Annotated in this window: 14 protein-coding genes; 4 read left to right on the forward strand and 10 right to left on the reverse strand. The window is 41.8% G+C overall.

The features are described 5' to 3' along the window. Nucleotides 1–200: 200 nt before the first annotated feature. Nucleotides 201–1,232 (forward strand): LacI family DNA-binding transcriptional regulator, encoded by a 1,032-nt coding sequence (locus BUB99_RS02185; protein WP_073119042.1) that lies wholly within the window; start codon nt 201–203, stop codon nt 1,230–1,232. 109 nt (nt 1,233–1,341) lie between these two features. On the opposite strand, the gene BUB99_RS02190 is transcribed toward BUB99_RS02185, so the two are convergent. From BUB99_RS02190 to BUB99_RS02200, 3 genes are all read right to left on the reverse strand, one after another. Further along, on the reverse strand, nt 1,342–2,160 hold the full coding sequence (locus tag BUB99_RS02190) for a hypothetical protein (protein ID WP_139280858.1): 819 nt from the start codon (nt 2,158–2,160) through the stop codon (nt 1,342–1,344). Nucleotides 2,161–2,241: 81 nt separating this feature from the next. Beyond that, nucleotides 2,242–3,384, reverse strand: a complete 1,143-nt coding sequence (locus tag BUB99_RS02195; RefSeq protein ID WP_073119046.1) for a response regulator — start codon at nt 3,382–3,384, stop codon at nt 2,242–2,244. 14 nt (nt 3,385–3,398) lie between these two features. Then, entirely contained in the window at nt 3,399–6,026 is a 2,628-nt protein-coding gene (locus BUB99_RS02200; protein ID WP_073119048.1) for an ATP-binding protein, read from the reverse strand. Nucleotides 6,027–6,418: 392 nt separating this feature from the next. Between BUB99_RS02200 and BUB99_RS02205 the strand changes: the two genes are divergently transcribed. Then, complete coding sequence (locus BUB99_RS02205) at nt 6,419–7,060, forward strand: 2OG-Fe(II) oxygenase (RefSeq protein ID WP_073119049.1); 642 nt, start codon at nt 6,419–6,421, stop codon at nt 7,058–7,060. Nucleotides 7,061–7,062: 2 nt separating this feature from the next. Here BUB99_RS02205 and BUB99_RS02210 read toward each other — a convergent pair whose 3' ends face one another. From BUB99_RS02210 to BUB99_RS02245, 7 genes are all read right to left on the reverse strand, one after another. Then, nucleotides 7,063–8,406, reverse strand: a complete 1,344-nt coding sequence (locus BUB99_RS02210; protein ID WP_073119051.1) for a DEAD/DEAH box helicase — start codon at nt 8,404–8,406, stop codon at nt 7,063–7,065. Between the two features lie 64 nt (nt 8,407–8,470). After that, nucleotides 8,471–10,714, reverse strand: a complete 2,244-nt coding sequence (locus tag BUB99_RS02215; protein WP_073119054.1) for a TonB-dependent receptor — start codon at nt 10,712–10,714, stop codon at nt 8,471–8,473. A 472-nt stretch (nt 10,715–11,186) separates the two neighbouring features. Next, a complete protein-coding gene (locus BUB99_RS02220) occupies nt 11,187–11,651 on the reverse strand; it encodes a DUF4331 family protein (protein WP_139280859.1) in 465 nt (154 codons plus the stop codon). Nucleotides 11,652–11,707: 56 nt separating this feature from the next. Next, the gene (locus BUB99_RS02225) at nt 11,708–14,095 is read right to left on the reverse strand and encodes an outer membrane beta-barrel family protein (RefSeq protein WP_170863714.1); all 2,388 of its coding nucleotides are present in this window, start codon (nt 14,093–14,095) and stop codon (nt 11,708–11,710) included. A gap of 131 nt (nt 14,096–14,226) precedes the next feature. Then, nucleotides 14,227–15,390, reverse strand: a complete 1,164-nt coding sequence (locus tag BUB99_RS02230; protein WP_073119059.1) for a glycoside hydrolase family 88 protein — start codon at nt 15,388–15,390, stop codon at nt 14,227–14,229. Nucleotides 15,391–15,402: 12 nt separating this feature from the next. Continuing rightward, nucleotides 15,403–16,743, reverse strand: a complete 1,341-nt coding sequence (locus BUB99_RS02235) for a BNR repeat-containing protein (protein WP_245816777.1) — start codon at nt 16,741–16,743, stop codon at nt 15,403–15,405. A gap of 375 nt (nt 16,744–17,118) precedes the next feature. Continuing rightward, complete coding sequence (locus tag BUB99_RS02245; RefSeq protein ID WP_073119063.1) at nt 17,119–17,364, reverse strand: hypothetical protein; 246 nt, start codon at nt 17,362–17,364, stop codon at nt 17,119–17,121. Nucleotides 17,365–17,558: 194 nt separating this feature from the next. Here BUB99_RS02245 and BUB99_RS02250 point away from each other — a divergent pair, with 194 nt between their 5' ends. Continuing rightward, nucleotides 17,559–18,638: a LacI family DNA-binding transcriptional regulator gene (locus tag BUB99_RS02250; RefSeq protein WP_245816778.1), complete on the forward strand. Its 1,080-nt coding sequence runs from the start codon at nt 17,559–17,561 to the stop codon at nt 18,636–18,638. An 800-nt stretch (nt 18,639–19,438) separates the two neighbouring features. Next, nucleotides 19,439–20,986: a rhomboid family intramembrane serine protease gene (locus BUB99_RS20535; RefSeq protein WP_073119066.1), complete on the forward strand. Its 1,548-nt coding sequence runs from the start codon at nt 19,439–19,441 to the stop codon at nt 20,984–20,986. Nucleotides 20,987–21,028: the final 42 nt, after the last annotated feature.

The raw sequence follows: 21,028 nt of genomic DNA on the forward strand, positions 1-21,028 counted from the left end.
TATAAATGACTCAGTCACTATTTAATTCATACCATGCCATCACAATGCTCCCATAGTCCTTGGGAATATTCAAATGTATGGAGAATTTTAATTACACGCAATCGATTGCATAATATTTCATATAACCAATGTAAATTGTGATAAATAAAAAGTCAACCTACCTTTAGCCTATAAAAAGGACTAAGCAAGGACAGCTAAGAATGAAAAAAAGTAAAGAGGTTACCATATACGACATAGCTAGTGCGCTCAATGTCTCTCCTTCGACCGTATCTAGAGCCCTCAAAAAACACAAAAGCATAGGCAAGGAAACCATCAAAAAAGTAGAAAAGAAGGCAACACAAATGGGCTACCGTCCTAATAGAGTAGCAGCCAATCTACGTACGCAAAAAACGAACACCATAGGCGTCATTGTTCCTCGTGTAGACCGACCATTTATCTCTACGCTCATCAGTGGCATAGAGTCAGAAGCGAAAGCGAAAGGTTATCATGTCATATTCACCCAATCACACGACAAAATCAAACTAGAAAAGGAAAATGCAAAACTACTTTTCAACTACCGTGTAGATGGCATCATCGTATCTCTCGCTATGGAAACAAACAATTACGATCATTTCCTACCCTTCAAAGACAAAGACATCCCACTAGTATTCGTGGATAGAGTCACCGAAAGCCTAGATACTGATCTCGTCGTAATAGACAATACGCAGTCTGCTCAGATCGCAACCCAGCACCTCATCGACCAAGGCTGCAAACGCATCGCTCATCTCGCTGGAGCACAGCACCGAAACGTCTACCTCAATCGACGAAAAGGCTATGAAAAAGCACTCTTAGAAAACGGATTCATTGTAGAGAAAAAGCGCATTATAGAACTAAAACAACTCTCAGCAGAAGAGGGTTATCAATCCGCCAAAACACTACTCAAACAAAACCCTCGCCCTGACGGAATCTTCACAGCTAACGATACCACAGCTGTTAGTGTCATCCAGTGCGCCAAAGAGCTGGGGATCAAAATCCCAGAAGAACTCGCCGTAGTAGGATTCAACAATGACCCTATCTCTACTATCATCGACCCTGCACTATCCACCATCAATCATCCTGCTCGGGAAATGGGAGAAATAGCAGCTAGACAACTGCTTAGCGACAAAAAAGATTCTATAATAGAATCCTCCAACATCATCAAACTCAAGACTGAGCTGATTCAAAGAGCCTCTAGTACGAGAATCGAAAAATAACTTATTTCACCTTAATGAACAGTGCATATCATATCACCGAATGGACAACTAGACTATCAAAAGTTGGCAAAACAATTACATTTAGGAAATAAAACAGATGTACTCATCTCTACTCTTCTTGAAAGTGATGCCGTTGAAAAATGTTTTCAGGTGTGATTTTGACAGAGTAATTTCCACGTTTATTGCTAACATCTACCTCCATGTCATTAAAGCCGAATACATAAATATTGAACTCTACATTAAGGTCCACTACATGGGTAAAGGCCTTTTTTAACAAGCCCCAGTGGCTTCTCACTTGATCGCGTTCATCTGAGTCGAGTTTAGATACATGCTCTTGAATACTATTTGCAGAGATGTATGATTCTTTCAATTCCACCTTTACTTTACCCAAATCCGAATGCGATAGCTGGAGTGCTTGTGAATACAGATGATTGGCTAATAACTCATGGTTTTTGAGAGACAACAGCGCAGATTTTATCGAGTCATTCTCAATGTCTTCATAAGGGAATTCTCTTCGTATCCACTCATCTGACACCTCTATGACTGAAAATAATAATGTATCATAAATCGCCAAACTATAGATACTAATAGGCACCATGACCATCGTAAACGTCTGATGTTCTGTGATATGCTTTACAGACACATCTACATCCCTACCAATTTCAATATCCTTTCTTTTGATTTTGCTTACATCAACTTCGTGACGTCTCTCCTGCTCGACGAACTGATCTATAAATGGCTTAGAGTTCGCCAGTTTATGAATCATATTTTCGATTTCATCTACATGATTCTCTATGAGGTATTGCTGCATTGTTTCGCCCACTTCAATCTCAGCCTCCGCATGTGTTTTAATCTGCCCCACGGAATCTAAAGATACTAACACACAAAATAGCAGACCAAAGAGAACACAGGTTAAGTTATTGGTCATATTTACGAGTTGTACTTTTACCTTACTAAGGTACTAATAATTGCCTTTTTTCTAAATCACTACAAAGACAATACTTATGTTTTACAAATGGATTCCCAGCATGCACTTGGCTTTATCGCCAGTCAATTGCTCAGTAATTAGTACAGACTGTTCGGACATCTTTTTGCCTATCATACCACGCATAAACTGCAAAAAAGACACCCCTTCTGTAGATGAATTGTTCGATGGTATGATTTGATTGACCATGTTTTTAGAAATAAAATATACTTCCGTCACACCAGACACTTCCAAAGTCTTTACATCAGGAATACCATTATCTACTAGGTTAAAGGTCTCCTTATCACCGCTAAGCATTTTCAATTTTTGATTGTCATCAAAGTAGTAAATACTCTGATTGACTCCACTGTACTCAACGGTCTTGTTTTGGGTATCAAGTATAGCTATTGACAAATCAAATGAAGGCAACAAATCTGCAGCATCGGCGAACTTCGTTTTTACTCTGGACAGAACTTGTTTTAGGATCAAGGATGTTTCTACTTCTGTACCTTTATAGACAATCTCTGAAAGCACCATGCTTACATAAGATTTCAGTGCAATAGAAAGTCCTTTGGCTTCATTGGCATTAAAAAAAGCCACTGTAGTTTTTTGATTTTTCTCTCCAAACCAAAAACCATATGGGTTTTCAACATTGTTATCATAGATGATAAAACTATCATCTATGAGTGCTTTCAAATCCTCTGAACTTGGTAAAATCGTATTATTCAATCGAATGACTGAATCTGCTATATCATCACCTTTGGGCTTAACAGCCTCTTCTTCACGTTTTTTTAGTGCTTTATCAAACTCTGCCTTAAGCTGGTCTCTATCCCACGGCTTAACAAGATACTTATCCAACCCAAACTCATTCACTGCACGGATAATCGCTCCAATATCACTAAAACCTGTCATAATCATCCTGACAATATCAGGATACTTAGGTACAACCTGTGCTAGCAAGTCAACTCCAGACATACGTGGCATCTGCTGGTCCGTAATTACCAAATCCACCTTCTGTTCTTTAAGCATTTCTAGCGCTTCCATCCCATTATCTACGGTAAGGACATTATAATCACGTTTGAATGCGTGTTGAAAAATCCTAAGATTCACTGGTTCATCATCCACGTACAGTACTGTGTATTTTTTGACTGCCTCCTTCTTTTGCGGACGTTGTAATATCAATTCCATATCTCTTCTCTAGCCTAACTTAATTGTCCTTCGAGCACTCGCTCCCCTAGCTCTAATTTTTTTGGTAATCTAATAATAAATGTCGTACCCTTACCCACTTCACTTTCTACTTTGATTGTACCATTATGCTTTTCTATAATACCATGTGAGATAGACAGACCAAGGCCTGTTCCTTTACCAATGTCTTTGGTGGTAAAAAATGGATCAAATATCTTTTCTCTCACCTCTTCGGTCATTCCTGTCCCATTATCTTGAATACTAATTTCGATGGCGTTCTCGTCTATATCTTTGGTAGAGATGGTTATCTCTCCATCATCGCCTTCCAAGGCATCTAGTGCATTGTTGACAAGGTTAACAAAAACCTGATTTAGCTGCCCTGGGAAACACTGAATTTGAGGAATATTTTCATCCAGGTTTTGTACAATCTTAGCCTTATTTTTATACTTATTTTTAAGAATCAATAATGCAGATGAAAAGCTTTCGTTAATATCTGCATCTTTCACCTCTGCCTCATCATGCCTAGAGAATGATCGTAAGCCATTGACGATTTCGGTAATTCTAGATATTCCGTAGTTGACGTCTGCCAGGAGTTCTTCACTTCCGTTTTGTAGTTCGATCAACCCTTCTTCATCTTCCTGCAAGATCGTACGGTATTTCTTAATCTCATCTATATTATCTAGTGCTATCACTTTCTGATAATTCTCAATATAGTTTTTGATCTCTTCAAAGTTCCTCAGTAATGATTGTGCACCACTGGACACAAAGTTAATTGGGTTATTAATCTCATGAGCAATCCCTGCTGTCAATAGACCCAGTGAAGACATTTTCTCTGCTTGCACCAAATGTACCTGAGTATTCTTAATCTCCTTATTGGCTTTCTCCAATTCTTCTCTCGTCGACTGTTCTTTTTTCAGTAAAACCTTCAGGTTCACATGTGCCTTTTTGAGTTTGTTATTCATCGCAAGCATCGCCTCAGAACTCTTCTTAAGTTGAATATTTCGATTCAAAATAGTTTTTTGCTGCTCTGCCAAATTACGATTCTGTTCCTTAATGGTCTTACCTGTATTGTAAGTTCTAAAAAAAGCAATTGCCAAAATGGACAATATCACAACAGAGCCAATGATCACTATATACTGCAACAACTTAGCCTGTTTAGACTGCTTCGCTTCAAATTCTATCTGCTGCTGAAGTATCTGGCTTTCCTTCTGTAGAATATCTCGCTCTTTCTGACGCTCGGCTTCAGCGAGTCTCGTCATTTCTGCTTCTAGCTGTAGTCGCTCCAGCTGCTCTTGATTGAGTTTAGCTGTAGCAGCTTGTTCCACAAGCAACATGTCTTGTCGAGCCTTTTGCGCTTCTAATTCAATTTGCTGTAATTCAGCCTCTTGCAACTTACTGCGCTGCTCTATCAACTGTAGCTCTTTGAGTTTTTGCTCTGACCTGAGTCTTTCCCTTTCTTTAGCCAATTTTTGATTTTCAGAACTCGATATTTCTGCACGCGCCTCTTGCTCATAACTCTCTGCTAGATTCTCTTTAGATACAGACACCTTTGACCTTCTACTTTCCACTTCTCCTACTTGCAGTTTTACATCATTATATAGTTTTTGATAGTCTTCATACTGGCTATCCATTCCACGCTTTTTGTAGTTCTGAACGTAGATTTCATAGGTTGATAACAAGACAGACTTTATATTTTTACTTACTGCTATCTCCTCTGCTTTAGTTAGGGCGTTGATAGCTATCTTATATTCGCCTTTATCATTGGCGATCTTGGCCTTTAGATTATAGTAGCGTGCCACATCTTCAGAACGACGCAACTTTTCACTTCTTTGAATTGCCTCATCTACCACAGACATTGCTCTTTGGTACTCATTACTTTGTGCCAGTGCAATGGCTTGATTATCTAAATACTCTATCTTGTTTTGATTTTTCTGTACAGCGATATTGGCATATTTCAATCCACTTTTTACCTCACCAGCCTTTATATATTGCCCCGCCAAGAGATCAGCTGCTTCAGCTATTTGTCTATCATTTCCGCGATCTTTTATCCTTTCATAAAAGGACAACCCATATTTTAGTGCTTGTGGTGTGTTTCCTAAGATCTGATACTGATTAAAGAGTTGCTCCTGTGCCCTGCCTACATAAGAATAGAGCTTGTCACTCAAAGCCATTTTCAATAGGCGTTCGTAGGTATCTATGGCCTTTGTCGTTTGATTTGACTCTACATAGTTCATCCCTAGAGCCTCTAAGGCATTTGCCTTTCCTTGCTTTACTCCCAATTTATCATAGATCACCGATACTTGATAGTAATAATCACTGGCCTTATTATAAGCACCCATACTGGAGTAAGTGCTCGCTAGATTATAATAACCTTTGGCCAAATGCTCTTGATTACCCGTTCGCTTGGCACTCAATACAATGCTTAAGAAGTAGTTAATGGATTTTTTGTAATCTCTACGAGACTGATATATCTCACCTAGAATAGTTTTGAATTCAAATATGAGGCTTTCATCGTTGATGGACTCTGCCTGATCCAGACCAAGCAAACCATAGCCTAAGGCACCTTCTAAGTTCCCTCTCTTCTTATTGTAGTTGGTTTTTTCTAACAATGACTCTGCCTCATTTTTAGAAACTTCCTGAGCCATTAAAATAGAAGACGACAATAACAACGTAACCAATAAAAGAAAAATTGAACTCGGTTTTCTCATAACTTGTTAATGACCTCATCAATCCCTAATCAATCAAGATTGATGGGCGAAAATACTAACATTGAACAATTTGATTTTATTAAATTTCTAATATTTTCTTAAAAACATCAGCTATACACAATATGCTCAAAATATCAACACGAGCACATCTCTTTTAGATCAAAATCGGCTTTTTTTCGATTAACAACCAGTAATTACAGATGAATAAAACTACATAAAGCAATGAATCATAAAATGATCAATTTGGACTCAGCCTATAATTATGATTATAATATGTATTTGTTCTTCTAGTTATCTTTCGATAGGCTACATTCGCAAAATTTTGTTCATTGAATTCATTTTTTAGCGAGGACAACTGGGTCGGCTGGGTCGATGCATTGTCAGAAAATCATTATGTGGTCATCGATCATATATTGCCCAAACAGATTCTTTTGGATCTAAAAACAAGTTTTGACGAAAGAGTAGAAGCCGAAGCGTTGCGTAAAGCTGCGATCGGTACTTTGAATCAAAAACAAGTCGACCGCAGTGTGCGTGGCGATGAAATCCTGTGGCTCGATAAAGACATGGCGGATCAGCGTATCCATACTTTTTTCGATCTCGCGGATGAAATCAAACAAAACTTAAACAGGTACTGCTACCTTAGCCTCTCAGGCTATGAATTTCACTTTGCACACTACCCTGAGGGAGCTTTCTATAAGCGTCATCTAGACCAGTTTCAAGGGAGAAACAACCGCCTCATATCGATGATCCTATACCTCAATGAGGAATGGCACCCAGCATACGGCGGTCAACTCAAACTCTTCCTAGATGGAGGCAAAGAAGAAACGATAATGCCGACTTTTGGCCGTATGGTCATGTTCAAGAGCGATGTGCTAGAGCATGAGGTGATGATTACCCATCATGATCGCTACAGCATCACTGGATGGATGCTCTATCAACCTGTCGGTTTGAGTTTCCTAGAGACGAGCTGAATCTATCTCTTTTTCTTGTTTTGGTTCTTGTCGCCTCGGGTTCGAGGCTTTTTGTGCTTGGAGGCAAGCTTACGTTTGTAAGAGCCTCCGAGGTTTACCTTCTGGTTTTTTTCTAGCTTTTCGGCATCCTCCACTACCTCCTTAGGCTTGGTATTGCGGTTATAGTTACTCTCTCGTACCCGTGTACGTTCCTCAGGGATCAACTGATCAGTCACCTCTACCTCCTCTGGAAAATCTAGCAACGGAATTTTGTAATCCATCAATGATTCAATCGCTTCCTTTTGCGCTTCTTCCTTCTCTGTAAAAAACAGTATCGTCTTCCCTTGCTCTGCAGCTCGCCCTGTCCTACCAATTCGATGCATGTAGTTTTCGGGATAGCTCGGTACGTCATAGTTGATGACATGCGATATCTTATCTAAGTCCAAACCTCTGGCAATCACATCTGTAGCAATCAGGATGCGCTTGCTACCTTCGTCAAACTCCTGCACCGAGCGTAAACGATAATTCTGCGTCTTATTAGAATGAATGATACATACCGATGACCCGTAGGCTTCCTCTACCAAATCAAAGAGCCGATCTGCCAATTTTTTGTGAGACACAAAGACCAAGACTTTATGAAAGGTTTGGTGATCTGAAATCAGGTCATTGAGCAGTCTAGCTTTCGTGAGAAAGTTCTTGACTGGATAGGCCGTCTGTTGAATATTTTCTAACGGAGTACCACTGACCGCTATAGCGATGCGCTCTGGCGTAGTGAAATAATCTTCGATCAAGTCATCCACATCATCGGTCATCGTCGCTGAGAACATGATATTCTGTCGCTTGTTGGGCAACAACTCGAAGAGGTTGGTGAGTTGCGTGCGAAATCCTAAATCCAACATCACATCCACTTCGTCTATCACCACTTTGTTCAAATCCCTAGGCTGTAGCGAACGATCTACGATCAAATCATATAGGCGACCAGGTGTAGCAACGATTACATCCTGCCCATCGGCCAGTGCTGCCCGCTGTAGTTTGATATTAGACTCCCCAAATACTCCCAAAACCCTTAGCGTCATGTAGGCCGAATAAGACTTGACCTGCTCAACTACCTGCACCACTAGTTCACGAGTAGGCACCAATATTAAAATACGTGGATTCTTCTCCTTGGAGAATTTGAGCTGCTGTAGCAGCGGCAGCATATAAGCAAAGGTCTTACCTGTACCTGTCTGCGATATCCCAATCACATCTGATCCTGATGAGATGACCGGAAAAGCTTCCTGCTGTATCGGGGTAGGTGTATCGAAACCCAAGTCTTCGATGGCACGAAGCATGGCTTTGTTGAGATTGAGCGCTGCGAATGTATTCATGTAATAAGGATTTTCGCAAAACTAGAGATCATGACTCTCACCAATACCATACATAGAGTACTTTTTAGAAAAAGTAACTAAAGCCAAGTTTAGCAAAGAATGGCGTACCTGGCGTAAAGTGAATCTCCTCCACTGGCGCAGGTTCATCTTCTAAGCGTGACTCAGTCAGGAACTGCGTCTCCTTCCACTCTTGGTTGAGGAGGTTTTCTACAGTCAAACTTACCTGATATTTGGGCTGAGTATAGTTAACAACCGCATCCATGATGAAGTAGCCCTCAGCGATCACGCTGCGATCTTCATTGGCTGCTCGATCACCGAGATAGCGGTAGCGAACACTCCCATTCCATCCCTGTTCAAAATCGAAACTCAGCCCCCCTATACTCGTGAATACTGGCGCCAACGGTATATACTGTGCAGCTTCGGGTTCGTCTATCGATCGTGCTTTGGTGTAGTTCAAATCCACATCCGCAAACAACCATGAGGTCAGTTCCGCACGTACTGATAAGTCTACCCCCTTACGGTTCGTTTTTCCTCCTGCTTCGACCACTCCTTCGTCACCTACATAAACAAATTCCTGATCCAAGTCCAGATTCCAAGTCGTCAGATTGATAGCCAGCCACGAAGCGGGCTTATAAAACATACCAATATCCTGACCATAGGCCTTCGGCAATATTTCCTCACCACTCTGTGCCACAACCACACGTGTGTCATTAGAGTGAAACCCTGTACCTGCCTTCACAAAAAAGCTCAGGTTAGGAGATAGCTGATAGTTTAGTCGAGCCTTTGGACTCCAGGTTCCCTTATCCTCTGTGCGATCAGTCGCATCCAACCTATTGGCATAATTAAAAAACAAGTGATCATAGCGCAACTCCGCATCCAGTACCAACTGTGGCAAAAGTGCTATGGACTCCCCTATGTAAGCACTCACGTTACTCTGATTCACATCACCTCGTGCAATATCAGACAGTACCTCCTGACGATCTTTGGTGCGTGACAGACGGATATCATCCACATGATCATAGCGCATAGTTGCGCCAGCTTTGGACTGCAGTTGGATAGACCCGAGATAATCGCTTCGTTTGTATTCACTTTTGTATCCGATAATATCTCTCGTTTCGCTTTGGGTGATTTGATCTCCATTGACGGGATCATTGAGGAAGAAGGTAAAATTGGACACTAGATTAAAATCATATCGACTATAGTACAGCTGATTGCTCCATGTCGCTCCTTTTAAGTCCTGCACCAACTGTAGATTCAAGTTAGTTCTAGCGGTTTCTCCCCCCTCAGTATCATCTATCGCGCCATATCTAGTGATTTGCCCACTCTCCACAGCCCTCACTGGGATTTGACCAGAAGCTGTCCATTTGCTATAAAAAGTGGATGCAGTCGCTGTAAACAAAGTGTTTGGGTTCCACTGACTCTTGTATTTAGCCATGACGTTGTACCGCCTAAACCCCTGACTACTCTCAAAATAGCCATCTGAACCGAACACCTCTCCTGCTACGAACAATTGATCATCTTCGTCACTTTCTGGAGTCCCCAAAAGATTGAACATTCCGACCGTCCTAAATGTACCATACTGTCCTCCTTCTACTTTGATCGTGTTGTGATCGACTGCATCTCGCGTCTTGAACGACACATAACCCGCCGTGGTAAAATCACCATACTCTGCATAATGAGGTCCTTTGTTGAAATCAACACGCTGTATTGTCTCCGGAATGAGAAAATGCAAATCTGAATAGCCCTGCCCATGTGCATGGGATGGCATATTGACAGGCATACCATCTACCGATATAGAAATATCTGTACCATGATCTATATCGAACCCTCTCAAAAATATCTGTTCTGCCTTACCACCTCCGGCATGCTGTCCTATGAACAATCCTGGTACATAACGCAAAATCTCTTGCGAATTATTGATCGGACGCACCGCTAGATCATACTGTGAAAGGCTATGGATAATCTCCGTATCATCAGGTGTAATCACAACATTAGATAAGCTAATACTGCTGGGCTGCATCGTGATCACGAGCGGATCGTTTGTCTGATCCACTAAGGCGACCTGCTGCATTTCATATCCTATGAATGACACGGTCAGATACTTCGCTTCATCACTGATTTTGATTTTGAACTTCCCGAAAGGGTCTGTGACGACTCCCTCACCTAAATCACTGAGGATTGTCGCTCCTGGTAGTGCTTTGCCTTTCTCGTCTCTAACCGTACCATTGTACAACTGGTCAGAAGCTAAAGCCTCTACAGTAGCCAATAGATAGATTACTACTAGAAGGATATATGTCCGTTTCGTCATGGTGCAAAAATACTATAGGTTGGCTATTTGATTATCGATTTTATGTGTGAGCTGAGGCCCCAGTTCAAAAGACGCTTCTCTCGCTTCTTTTAGATAGGTTTCTGCTTCAGTTTTTCCATAAGCGGAATATATAACACCTATATGGTATAGGGTTTTGATTATAAATAATAGTTCCATGGAAGATCAAGCCTGCTGTAGCAAAGCTATCTATGCATCAAAATAGACTCTAAGAACCTGAGTTCGATTAATGAAGGATATAAATCATCTTCTTAATTCAAGGTTTTTGAAAATTACACTGTCTGAGCGATAGCGAGTTTATAATTTTCTAGCCTTTTTGCTTCCTTTTTTGGCAATGAAAAAAGAAGCGTTTACCTACCGGAAGCATGGCCTGTCTGGTTTGAAGACAAAGTACAATTGATGCATTTCAGAAACGGTTTTAATGAAAGTTAAAATCGAACGCAGGTGACTAGCTTTAGTGAAGTGTGTAAAAGCCGTCTCCAAACACATCAGAGACGGCTACAGCTATGTCTGCTGCGATACGTGTATCTCCAGCGATAATCTCACTGTTCAGACCCGTCTGAGCTGCTGTGACTACCCCGTAGGCAATCGCCTGTCCATCTCTGAAAAATACTTGAATCACCTGATCCTCGACATTGTCAGCATCCGAATCGATGTTGACCTCATACATGACATCATCATCAAACGATGGTGTCGTTCCTGGAGCAGTTAGACCCGCTACATGGCATACGAACACATAGCTGTCTGCGTAAGCAGGACACTCGAATGCACAGTAGTCTGTGATATCACTCACTGTGCTACCGCTCTCTAAACTACAGTACTGAATTACTAGACACTCAATCTGGCTATAGGGCATACAGCGTTTAGACAAAAGAGACTTTACCTTTTGTCTAGCGATTAAATCGTTTTGATTTATCATCACAGCGGTGCTATGTATAGCATAACAACCCTCTAATACCTACTCAGCTTAACTCTTTAGGAATCCGATGCCCATTTCAATTTGCTAAAACGATAAGAAAGCGTCAGATAATACCGCACGGAGTTGCGCTGATAAGTGTTCGCCGAGGCAAAAGTATCAGACTGATCTACGACACTGTTTCGTTCCCAACTATGTAGCAAATCAGCAAACTTCATACTCACACTTAATTTATCATCAAGCAGTTTTTGTCTCATCACAAAGTCAGCAAAATAGTAGGGTTCGTTGTAGCCTTGAGCGGTGAGTTGTTGAGAAAAATAATTCATAGTGAGCTGTGTCGAAAAACCCATGGGCAATTGATACTCCAGACTCGACTTACTAGAAAAGTTAGTACCTCTCCTCCTTAGTTGTTCTTGCATACTGTTGTAGGTGGTATAGGCTGCATTAGAGAGGTTCATGCTTGTATTGATTCTCAGTTGCTCAATAGGACGAAAATTAGCAATCAACTCCCATCCCAAAGATGCTGCTGCGTCCACATTGGTGTAGGTAAAATTGACAATTTCGTTTTCGTCTTCAAAGCGGTATCGAATATCTGCATCCTTCACCTGCTTATAATAAACACTATTGCTCAAGTACACTTGATCGCCATTCCATGTCTTGTCATGGCTCAATTCCAAAGCGTTAATAGATTGTGGCTTCAGGTAAGGGTTTCCATAGCTAATCGCTGTAGGACTATAGTAGGTCACGAAAGGGTTAAGTCTATAGTAGTTCGGCGCTTTATTCTTCGTGGAGTAATTGAATGACAGACTCTGGCTTTCATCCATTTGGTAAGCCAGCTGTATGCTTGGCATCAAACGCCAATATTGATTCAAATAACTTTCTTCTATCCCTACCGCTTGTGGATCGAGCGAGGTATGTTCTGCGCGCACACCTAGGCTATAACTCAGCGATTCTAATCCTACCACTGTTCCATTGAATTGACCATAAGTTGTCCATACTTTTTCAGCATAGATGTATTGGTTGGATCGATTGGTATCTTTCTCCCACCCGTTGTTTTCGTGATATGTAGAATAGTCGTAGATACGCTCTGAATTGCGTAACCAATACGCTGCACCTATTTCTACTCTATAGTTATCCCCTAAACCATGTTCGTAATCCACTGAGTATCTTTGACGGATATCCCCAGTCATTTTATCATTGATCTGATCCAATCGACTGACTTCCCTAAAACTCCCATCAGCGTTGAATGTACTGTCCAAAAACACGAACTCATCATCCTTGTCACTATAGCCATATTTCACTCTAGCGCGCAGCTCGCTCTTCCCTTCTCTAAAGGCCTGTTTGAACAAGAAATTCCCCCAAAACCAGTGCCTTTGGTCCTCTCCCTTTCTAGATCGGTCGAGTGTTCTATCCAAAACCTCATCATTAGTATACTCTACATCGAACTCCTTTTCAGGATTGAAATTATTAATCCCAGATGAGGCATTTAACTGAATCAAATTATCCTCATTCATCCTGTATTGAGTCTTGAAATGATAGTACTGATTATACATATCATTGCGACCAGCGTAGTATTGATCTTGCTGTGTTGTATCTTCACTATAACTAGTTCTGTAGCTATCACCATTATCCAAACGACTGTCCCACTTCTGGCTAGTACCGCCCCCTATTTCAAACTGATTGTTTCTCCACTTTCCATTCGCATTGGCTCTTTTGTAGTTGTCATTACCTACTCCTAAGGCTGCGTTGGCAAAAGTCCCTTGTCTGTTTCCTTTTTTCAGCACGACATTGATCACGCTCTCTCCATTCTTCACATCGTATTTGGCAGATGGAGTACTAATCACTTCGATAGACTCTATTTCACTCGCTGGAATTTGCTCCAAAATATTGGCCACATCAGACTCCACGCCATCTATAAAAATGGCCACTTGCCTCCCTCTAAAAGAAACCTCATCATCTATCCCGACGGATGTCGAAGGGATGTTTTGAAGCATATCGAGGGCATTGCTGGACTCGGAGGCTGGAGAAGCGCCTACATTGAACGCTTTCACGCCTGGTCTAACCTCTACATCATATTTTCTAGATTCGATCACTACCTCCTCCATTCGTTTCACATCTGACTGCAATACTACCTGCCCCAGGTTCAAATCAGTACTCAAATCTTGATTGTTCAACAACATGGTCTTGTATCCTATATAGGACAACCGTATATGATATTTGCCCGCAGGGACAGTCATCCTATAGTTGCCGTCATAGTCTGACACAGTACCACTGACTATGGAAGAATCTGCTAGCGCTAATACGGCAATATTAGAGAATGGAACACCTAGCCCTTCTTCATCAATAGTCTGGCCTGAGAGCTGTATCTTACTTTGGGAAAACGAGAGATTACCGACTAGCAAAGCGAATACAACTAGCCCGAATTTTAGAATCGTAAAAAATTTCATAGAATCAGATTTTATTTGCCAGAGCAAAGCAAATTTCATACCTATATAAAAGACTTAAAACATACCAACAACAATATCAATCAATAGTTCAACAAAAGTAAGGCATCCAAACCTAACACTGCCCCGTCAAATCAATTCCCGACCCTTCCTGCGCGCAGCATAGCTTCAATGAAGTAGTAATCAGCATATGTCAACGGAACGTCTACTTCACTATTAGCTGGTAGATGCCCCACGCAATGCTCAATCAGGAAATTACCATTGGCACCCAAGTCTGCTAGGTAGTTGGTAGACAGGCTGGTCAACATTTCATTAGCTAGCGCATTGTAGCCCTGACCAGGTGAATAGCTGTCTAACTCCAAAAGTGCTGAAGCCATAATCGCTGCTGAGGAAGCATCGCGCGGCGCATCAGAAGCAGCATCAAAATCCCAAACTGGAACCTTATCCACTGGTAGATTGGGGTGGTTCATCACGAACTTTGCAATCTTGTTGGCTTGATCAAGGTATATCGTATCCCCAGTTGCTCTAAACATAACAGTATAACCATACAGACCCCATGCCTGGCCTCTCGCCCAAGCTGAATCATCGCTCAAACCTTGTGCAGTTTTCTTCTCTTGGACTCCACTACCATCTGGGGCATAGTTAACCACGTGATAGCTACTGTTGTCTTCTCTGAAGTGATTGGCTAGTGTAGTATTCGCATGAGTCACAGCTATGTCATAATAGCTACTATCCCCTGTCTCCTCGGTCGCCCAAAACAACAACTCAAGATTCATCATGTTGTCGATGATCACGATGTAGTCATCGGCCCCTGAGTCCCAGGACCGAATACAACCTACCTCTGGAGAAAAACGGCTAGACAGGGATTTGGCACTATTGATCAATACCTCCTTATAGTCAGCGCTAGAATTCAACCGATTGGCATTCCCAAAACTACAAAACATCATAAACCCTAAATCATGCGTACCTGTGTTGAACTGTTCCTTCTCAAGAAGGCCAAGCATGCGGTTTGCCTCGTTGAACAATACAGTATCTCCATCGATTTCATACAAATACAACAGTGTACCTGGATAAAAGCCACTACACCACCACTCCGAATTACTGGTGGTCAACTTGTCTTTTTCGAAGGATCTAGGAAAATCTTCCTTCTCCAAAGTACTCATCATGTTTTTGTAATGACTAGAGGCTAATTCGGCAGGTGTCATGGTCGTGGCACTTCCCACTAACGTTGTTTGTTTCTCTTGTCTCTTGCAAGCCACTAAAGCAGCCATTGCCAATATTAGTATCAATCTATTCATGCTATTTCTTAGTTATATTTCCCACTCCAATACCTGTACCATCTGTGCTGCAGCCTCTGCCATTCCTTCCCCATCTACTTGCATCACATCTTGCAAAAACAAATGTAACTCTTGATTTTGCAACCACAAACTGGGATCTAAAGTCGGCTCCCAGGCTGGATAACCACTTTCGGTCAAATCCTGTAATTTCCATTGACCAAGGTCAGCCATAGGCGCACGAGCAATCGACACTTTATTTCCTCTCTCTGCATCTCTAAAAACAACCGTGGCATACTCATCATCCATAACGATTTGTGGTCTGGAGATCGGAATAAATTTCGTCCCAGTACCAGATAAGCTAAAGGTCTCATTTCTAAATCCCAAATCATGAGTATACCAGACGTCATCACGGTGATAAACAACATGGTACTGAGGCACATCACTTCCTACCGACCTCCAGTAGCTTACGATGGCGGGATTCCCCTGCGGGTCAGTAGCCATGGATGTCTGATTGATCAGTTCGCTATTCTGAGGAATGGGATGAATCAACTCTGCACTAGTCTGTGTGATAGGCAAATCATATCCTGTTCCATCTGATTTTTGCCAAGTAAGCCCTCCGTCTGTAGATTGTGCATAGTTCATGTCATGGTTGCTCGCCACATCAGGACTTTCTCGCCATACCCATGAGACATGAATTGACCCATCCTGCCCTACACATGCTTGCCAATAGGCATTTCTTTGCCCTTCTCCACTAATCAGATTCTCTTGCAGCCTTGTCCATTGGGCATCTGCCAAAACGTAACGGTTGATAATCAAATTGCCATCTCCCGACCCTCCATCTCTGTAAAAGAAAAGCAAGTCCCCACTAGGCATGGCATAAAACTCTGGATAAGACACGACCTCCTCTTTCTGATCCAACATGGACAACTCATCACCGAACTCCAGCTTTTCAGGTGCTGTGGATTTGATATATCTCAGTTTGGAGTTATGATGATCCCAGCTCACATGAAGATAGCCCTCACCATCCACGATCAGACTGATGGAATTGTGCGCATCCGATGTATTGCCCTTGTAACGCGTGGTTTTCAGTTCCCAATCATCAGTTCCCAGCCGCCTCTTCCCTATCACCATGTGACTCTCGGCATCATAGTAGCTGATGTATTGGTAGCCCTTGAAACTATATAGAGAATTTTTCCTAAACACAGGCGTATTGATCGAGTTACTTGCCCAGCCTTCTCCAACGGGCACTATTTTCGTATTGGGTACGCACGACCATGATACGAGCATCAGTAGTACGATTAACGTCAGTATACCCATTCTCTCCCCGCTTGTTTGTCGTCGAACATAGGGACGCTCCATGTCTTTCACTTTCATGTATACAATACTACATTATCAGTTTATTTCTTGGTAATAAATTTAGATAAGTCTTGATACCATTTCTTAATAAAGACACTACTCTGCCTCTACTAGTTCTTCAACCTTTCGGCTGACTACAGGTCTATTTTTAGGCATTGAGTTATGTTGTGCTTTCTGCTCAGTAGCTCTTCCGGCCTTCCTCTTTTTTCCCAGCCATATCCATAGCCCTGTGATAGGTAAACCGGCAGAAATCCGTGCCGCAAAAAAGGCCAATATCAGCCCCACATGGATGTCATCATTCATGGCTCTGAACTGCTGTCCAGCACTTTCTCTTTTAGTGTGAATGTATATGCTGCTGTAGAAAATGCGGATACTTCGTTTTTTTTGGATTGGCTATGAAACCCCACTCCAGAAATCAACAAAGTATGCTGACCAACTGGTCACATGGCTAATCAGGCAATTACCTTCCGTGTCTGCCGATGCTCCATAGGATGTCTCTTTGATCCCGACACTGATACCGAATAGCGGTTTCCCTTTTTCGTTACTAATGGTTCTTTGTAGATTGTTTGTTTTGGTTTGGGCACTGACGCCATGAGTCGCCATGGTCATGATAGATGGTAGGGAGACAATTTGTTTCATTCGTCGCTATTTACACTTATTCCAAACAACACAAAAATGAATACATGTCATGGGGTAGGCAATCGCTAGGAATAGTGAATTACACCTGAACTGGTCGTGCTTTCGGAGATACTGATACCAACAGCTCCTGTCTTATCAGAGCAATATCGGATTAACCTCAGGTTAGAACGCAGAGATGTCATCCTGATCTCTATTTGGCTGCACTTAGAATTGAAGCACAAACCGTTGCTGCGCACACCTGTGCAGCCTATCTTTGGATCATGGGCAAATACGTCACGCTAAAGCAACTAGCCAAACAACTCAATCTCTCGCACACTACGGTATCGAGAGCGCTACGAAACCACCCCCGTATCAGTGAAGTGACAAAACAAAAAGTACAGCAACTCGCCGATGAACTGGGCTATGTACAAAACCCTAATGCACAAATGATGAACCAAGGCAAGTCACGCTTCATCGGCATCATCATCCCTGACATCACCATCTTCTTTTATGCCAAAATCATCGAAACCCTACAGATCATACTGGCAGATGCAGGCTATACACTTTTGCTATTCAACACGCAGGAGAACGAAGCAGAGGAACAAAAGGCCGTACAAGCCTGCATCGAACGGCGTGTAGAGGGTGTCCTCGCTGCGATCAGTGTAGAGACTAAACAGCATAGTCATTTCGAGTCCCTACTCAAACATGAAATCCCTTTGGTGTTTTTCGATAGGGTTCTCAACTTTTTGCCCGTGCCCAAAATCATCGCCGATGACTACCGTGCCTCCTACCAAACCACCCAACACCTACTCGATAAGGGCTGCCGATGCATCGCCCACGTCACTGCCAGCATCCACCTCAACAACAGCAACAACCGCCTCTATGGCTACATGGATGCGATCAAGGATCACGGCAGTACGATAGACGAACAACTGATTCACTACTATGAAATGAATCCGCAAAGCATAGAGACCTTTTTGAACAAGACGCTGAAAAAATATCCGCAACTGGATGGCGTGACAGTATTCAACGACTATGTCGCCAACAACGTAGTAAACGTACTCCTAAAACTCGGCAAGAAAATCCCAGAAGAAGTCTCCGTCTTTGGCTTCTCCGACGAACCCATCGCCTCCTACATGCACCCGCAGCTCTCTACCGTACAGCAGATCGCTCCCAAAATGGCGACTCTCGCCACACAAAAACTCCTATCCATACTCCTACAAGAGGACACACTCACCTCTGAAAAGATCGTGATTCATCAGGACTTGATCCTCAGAGAGACAACTAGGGCTTAGTTTGGGCTGTATCAGGCAAGTAGTTTGCTTGATCATACATTATAGGTTCTTCTACCATAAGGCGGGTGAGGAAGGGAGCTTGGTGTTAAGCTACTTATCATCGAGCAGACGCTCTACTTTATAAAAGGGTCTTAGCGGACGCTACGACCAGAGGAGTCAGAGGGGCGGCATACACACTGTTAAATTCGTTGAGCTCAAGGGGCATCTACGTATAATATGGATTTCAGACTTCTATAGTTACACCTCTTTTGATCTGTCTGCGCAGACTTTGTCCCAAACCTACCGAAGCTTTACCAAAAAACTACTGATACTTTGCCACAAACCTGCTGTGACTTTATGCTAAACCTGTACAGGTTTGCTAGAAAACCCGTGCAGACTTTGCTCCGAACCCGCGCAGACTTTAGATCAAACCTGCGCAGACTTTGCTCTGAACCTGCGCAGACTTTAGGTCAAACCCGTGCAGACTTTGAGACGAACCTGCACGGGTTTTTGAAAAGACAAAAACAGCCCCTTTCTGCAGCCTACAGGGCAGTATTTAGCATCACGGTTTCCTTCCCGATGGCATCAGGAGCAAATCCGAAGACTCGGAGACGTCAAGAATAAATCCCGACACACTTCACTGAATAGCCCCCGGTATCTAGGTATATATAGGCTGTACTTTGATATTAGAAACCCGCTTGCTTGTATCTATCAGGGCTAAGGGGTATTCTTGGGGATATCAATGACTAACATAGTGTTGATACCAATATTGTATATACGCAATTGCGTATAGCGAAATGTTAGCTTGCATTATCTGCCAAATGGAAAATTATACTGCAAAATTCAAACATATAGCTCCAACCTTCATTTACGTTGCTTTTGGAACTACCATTGCTACCTTACTATTCCGATGGGTATTTACAATAAACTCTGAAATTTTACCTATTAAAGAAGACATCTTTAATATCTGGCTACCCTTAATTCTGCCTTGGATTCCTATAACAATATGGCTTAGACCAAAGCTAAGGATACTAAAATTTAAAGATCCTGATAGGCTTAGCATGTTATACCAGATGATTGCTTGGGGAACAATGGTAGCAATGATGATTGTCTCTAATGGTTACTTGAAAACCGCAACTGGAAAATTAGTGGAATTGAATTCAATTGAGCAATCAACAAACTTAGATACTCGGTTTTTAAAACTTAAAAAAATTGAACTTAATAGGGAATTGGGGAGTGCTCACACTGACTTCAGAGCTAGTGGAAAATACAATCAGTATCTAAATTTTGACTCCTATTTTGTTTATCCCTTTACGGCAAAAGACTCAAATGGAAAATATAAATACTGGTATGGTGTTAAGATAAATGACCAAATAAGTAATAAAATTGAACCCGAAGAAAAAGAACGCAAGTATCAAGCGTTCTTTCAACAAGCAATCAAGAATTTTGAAGTATATAAGTTTTCAGAACCTGATTATTTTGAAGTACTACCTCATTCCGATGATCGAGAAGGGTTTTTAAATGCTGTAATGCATCAAGAACAGTTTGTAAGTTCTGAACCTATAATAATAGAACCAAAAGACGGACTCTACTCAAGTAGAAATGGCAAGAAATTCGAATGGATTTTTGGCTCTTTTGGTATTGGATTTAGTGTATTCTTGTTTGCTTTAATTTTTCCTAAATATCATGCTCCCGAACACAAGCGCCAATTAAAAGGGATTAAACCTCAATCGGACGACCTGATTGATATGCTTAAGTTCTTAATCCCTAAAGATGAACATTACGCAACGTCAATCATTCTCGATCTAAACATCCTGATCTTCCTGTTGATGATATTTTCAGGTGTTCATATTATTTCTCCAAATGGCTTGGAGCTTCTTGAATGGGGTGCAAATCGCAGAGCAGAAACCACCGGTGGGGATTGGTGGAGACTTATTTCAAGCATGTTTTTACATGGTGGTATTATGCATTTATTTCTCAATATCTATGGACTTGTAATTGCAGCACTATTTATCGAACCCATTTTTGGTCGAACAAAGTATTTTATCCTATATTTTGTATCAGGAATATGCGGAAGTTTGGCAAGCATCTATTGGTATGAAAACACTATCAGCGTTGGTGCATCTGGAGCAATTTTTGGCTTGTATGGCGCAATATTGGGACTATTACTGACAAGTGCATTTCCGAAAGATGGAAAGAAAGGGATTTTAATGTTTATAGGCCCGTATGTTGGAATTAACTTACTATTCGGTTTAACTGGAGGAATTGATAATGCAGCCCATATTGGTGGGTTAATCTCTGGAGCAGTTCTTGGAATAATCTTGTACGTTTCGGATAAAAATACACAAGCTAATCGAGTAGACGGCTGACGGTCAAATGACCGCCAGTGCGCCTCTCACACCACCCAGCGT

The sequence above is a fragment of the Reichenbachiella agariperforans genome (assembly GCF_900142205.1).
Classification (GTDB): Bacteria; Bacteroidota; Bacteroidia; order Cytophagales; family Cyclobacteriaceae; genus Reichenbachiella; species Reichenbachiella agariperforans.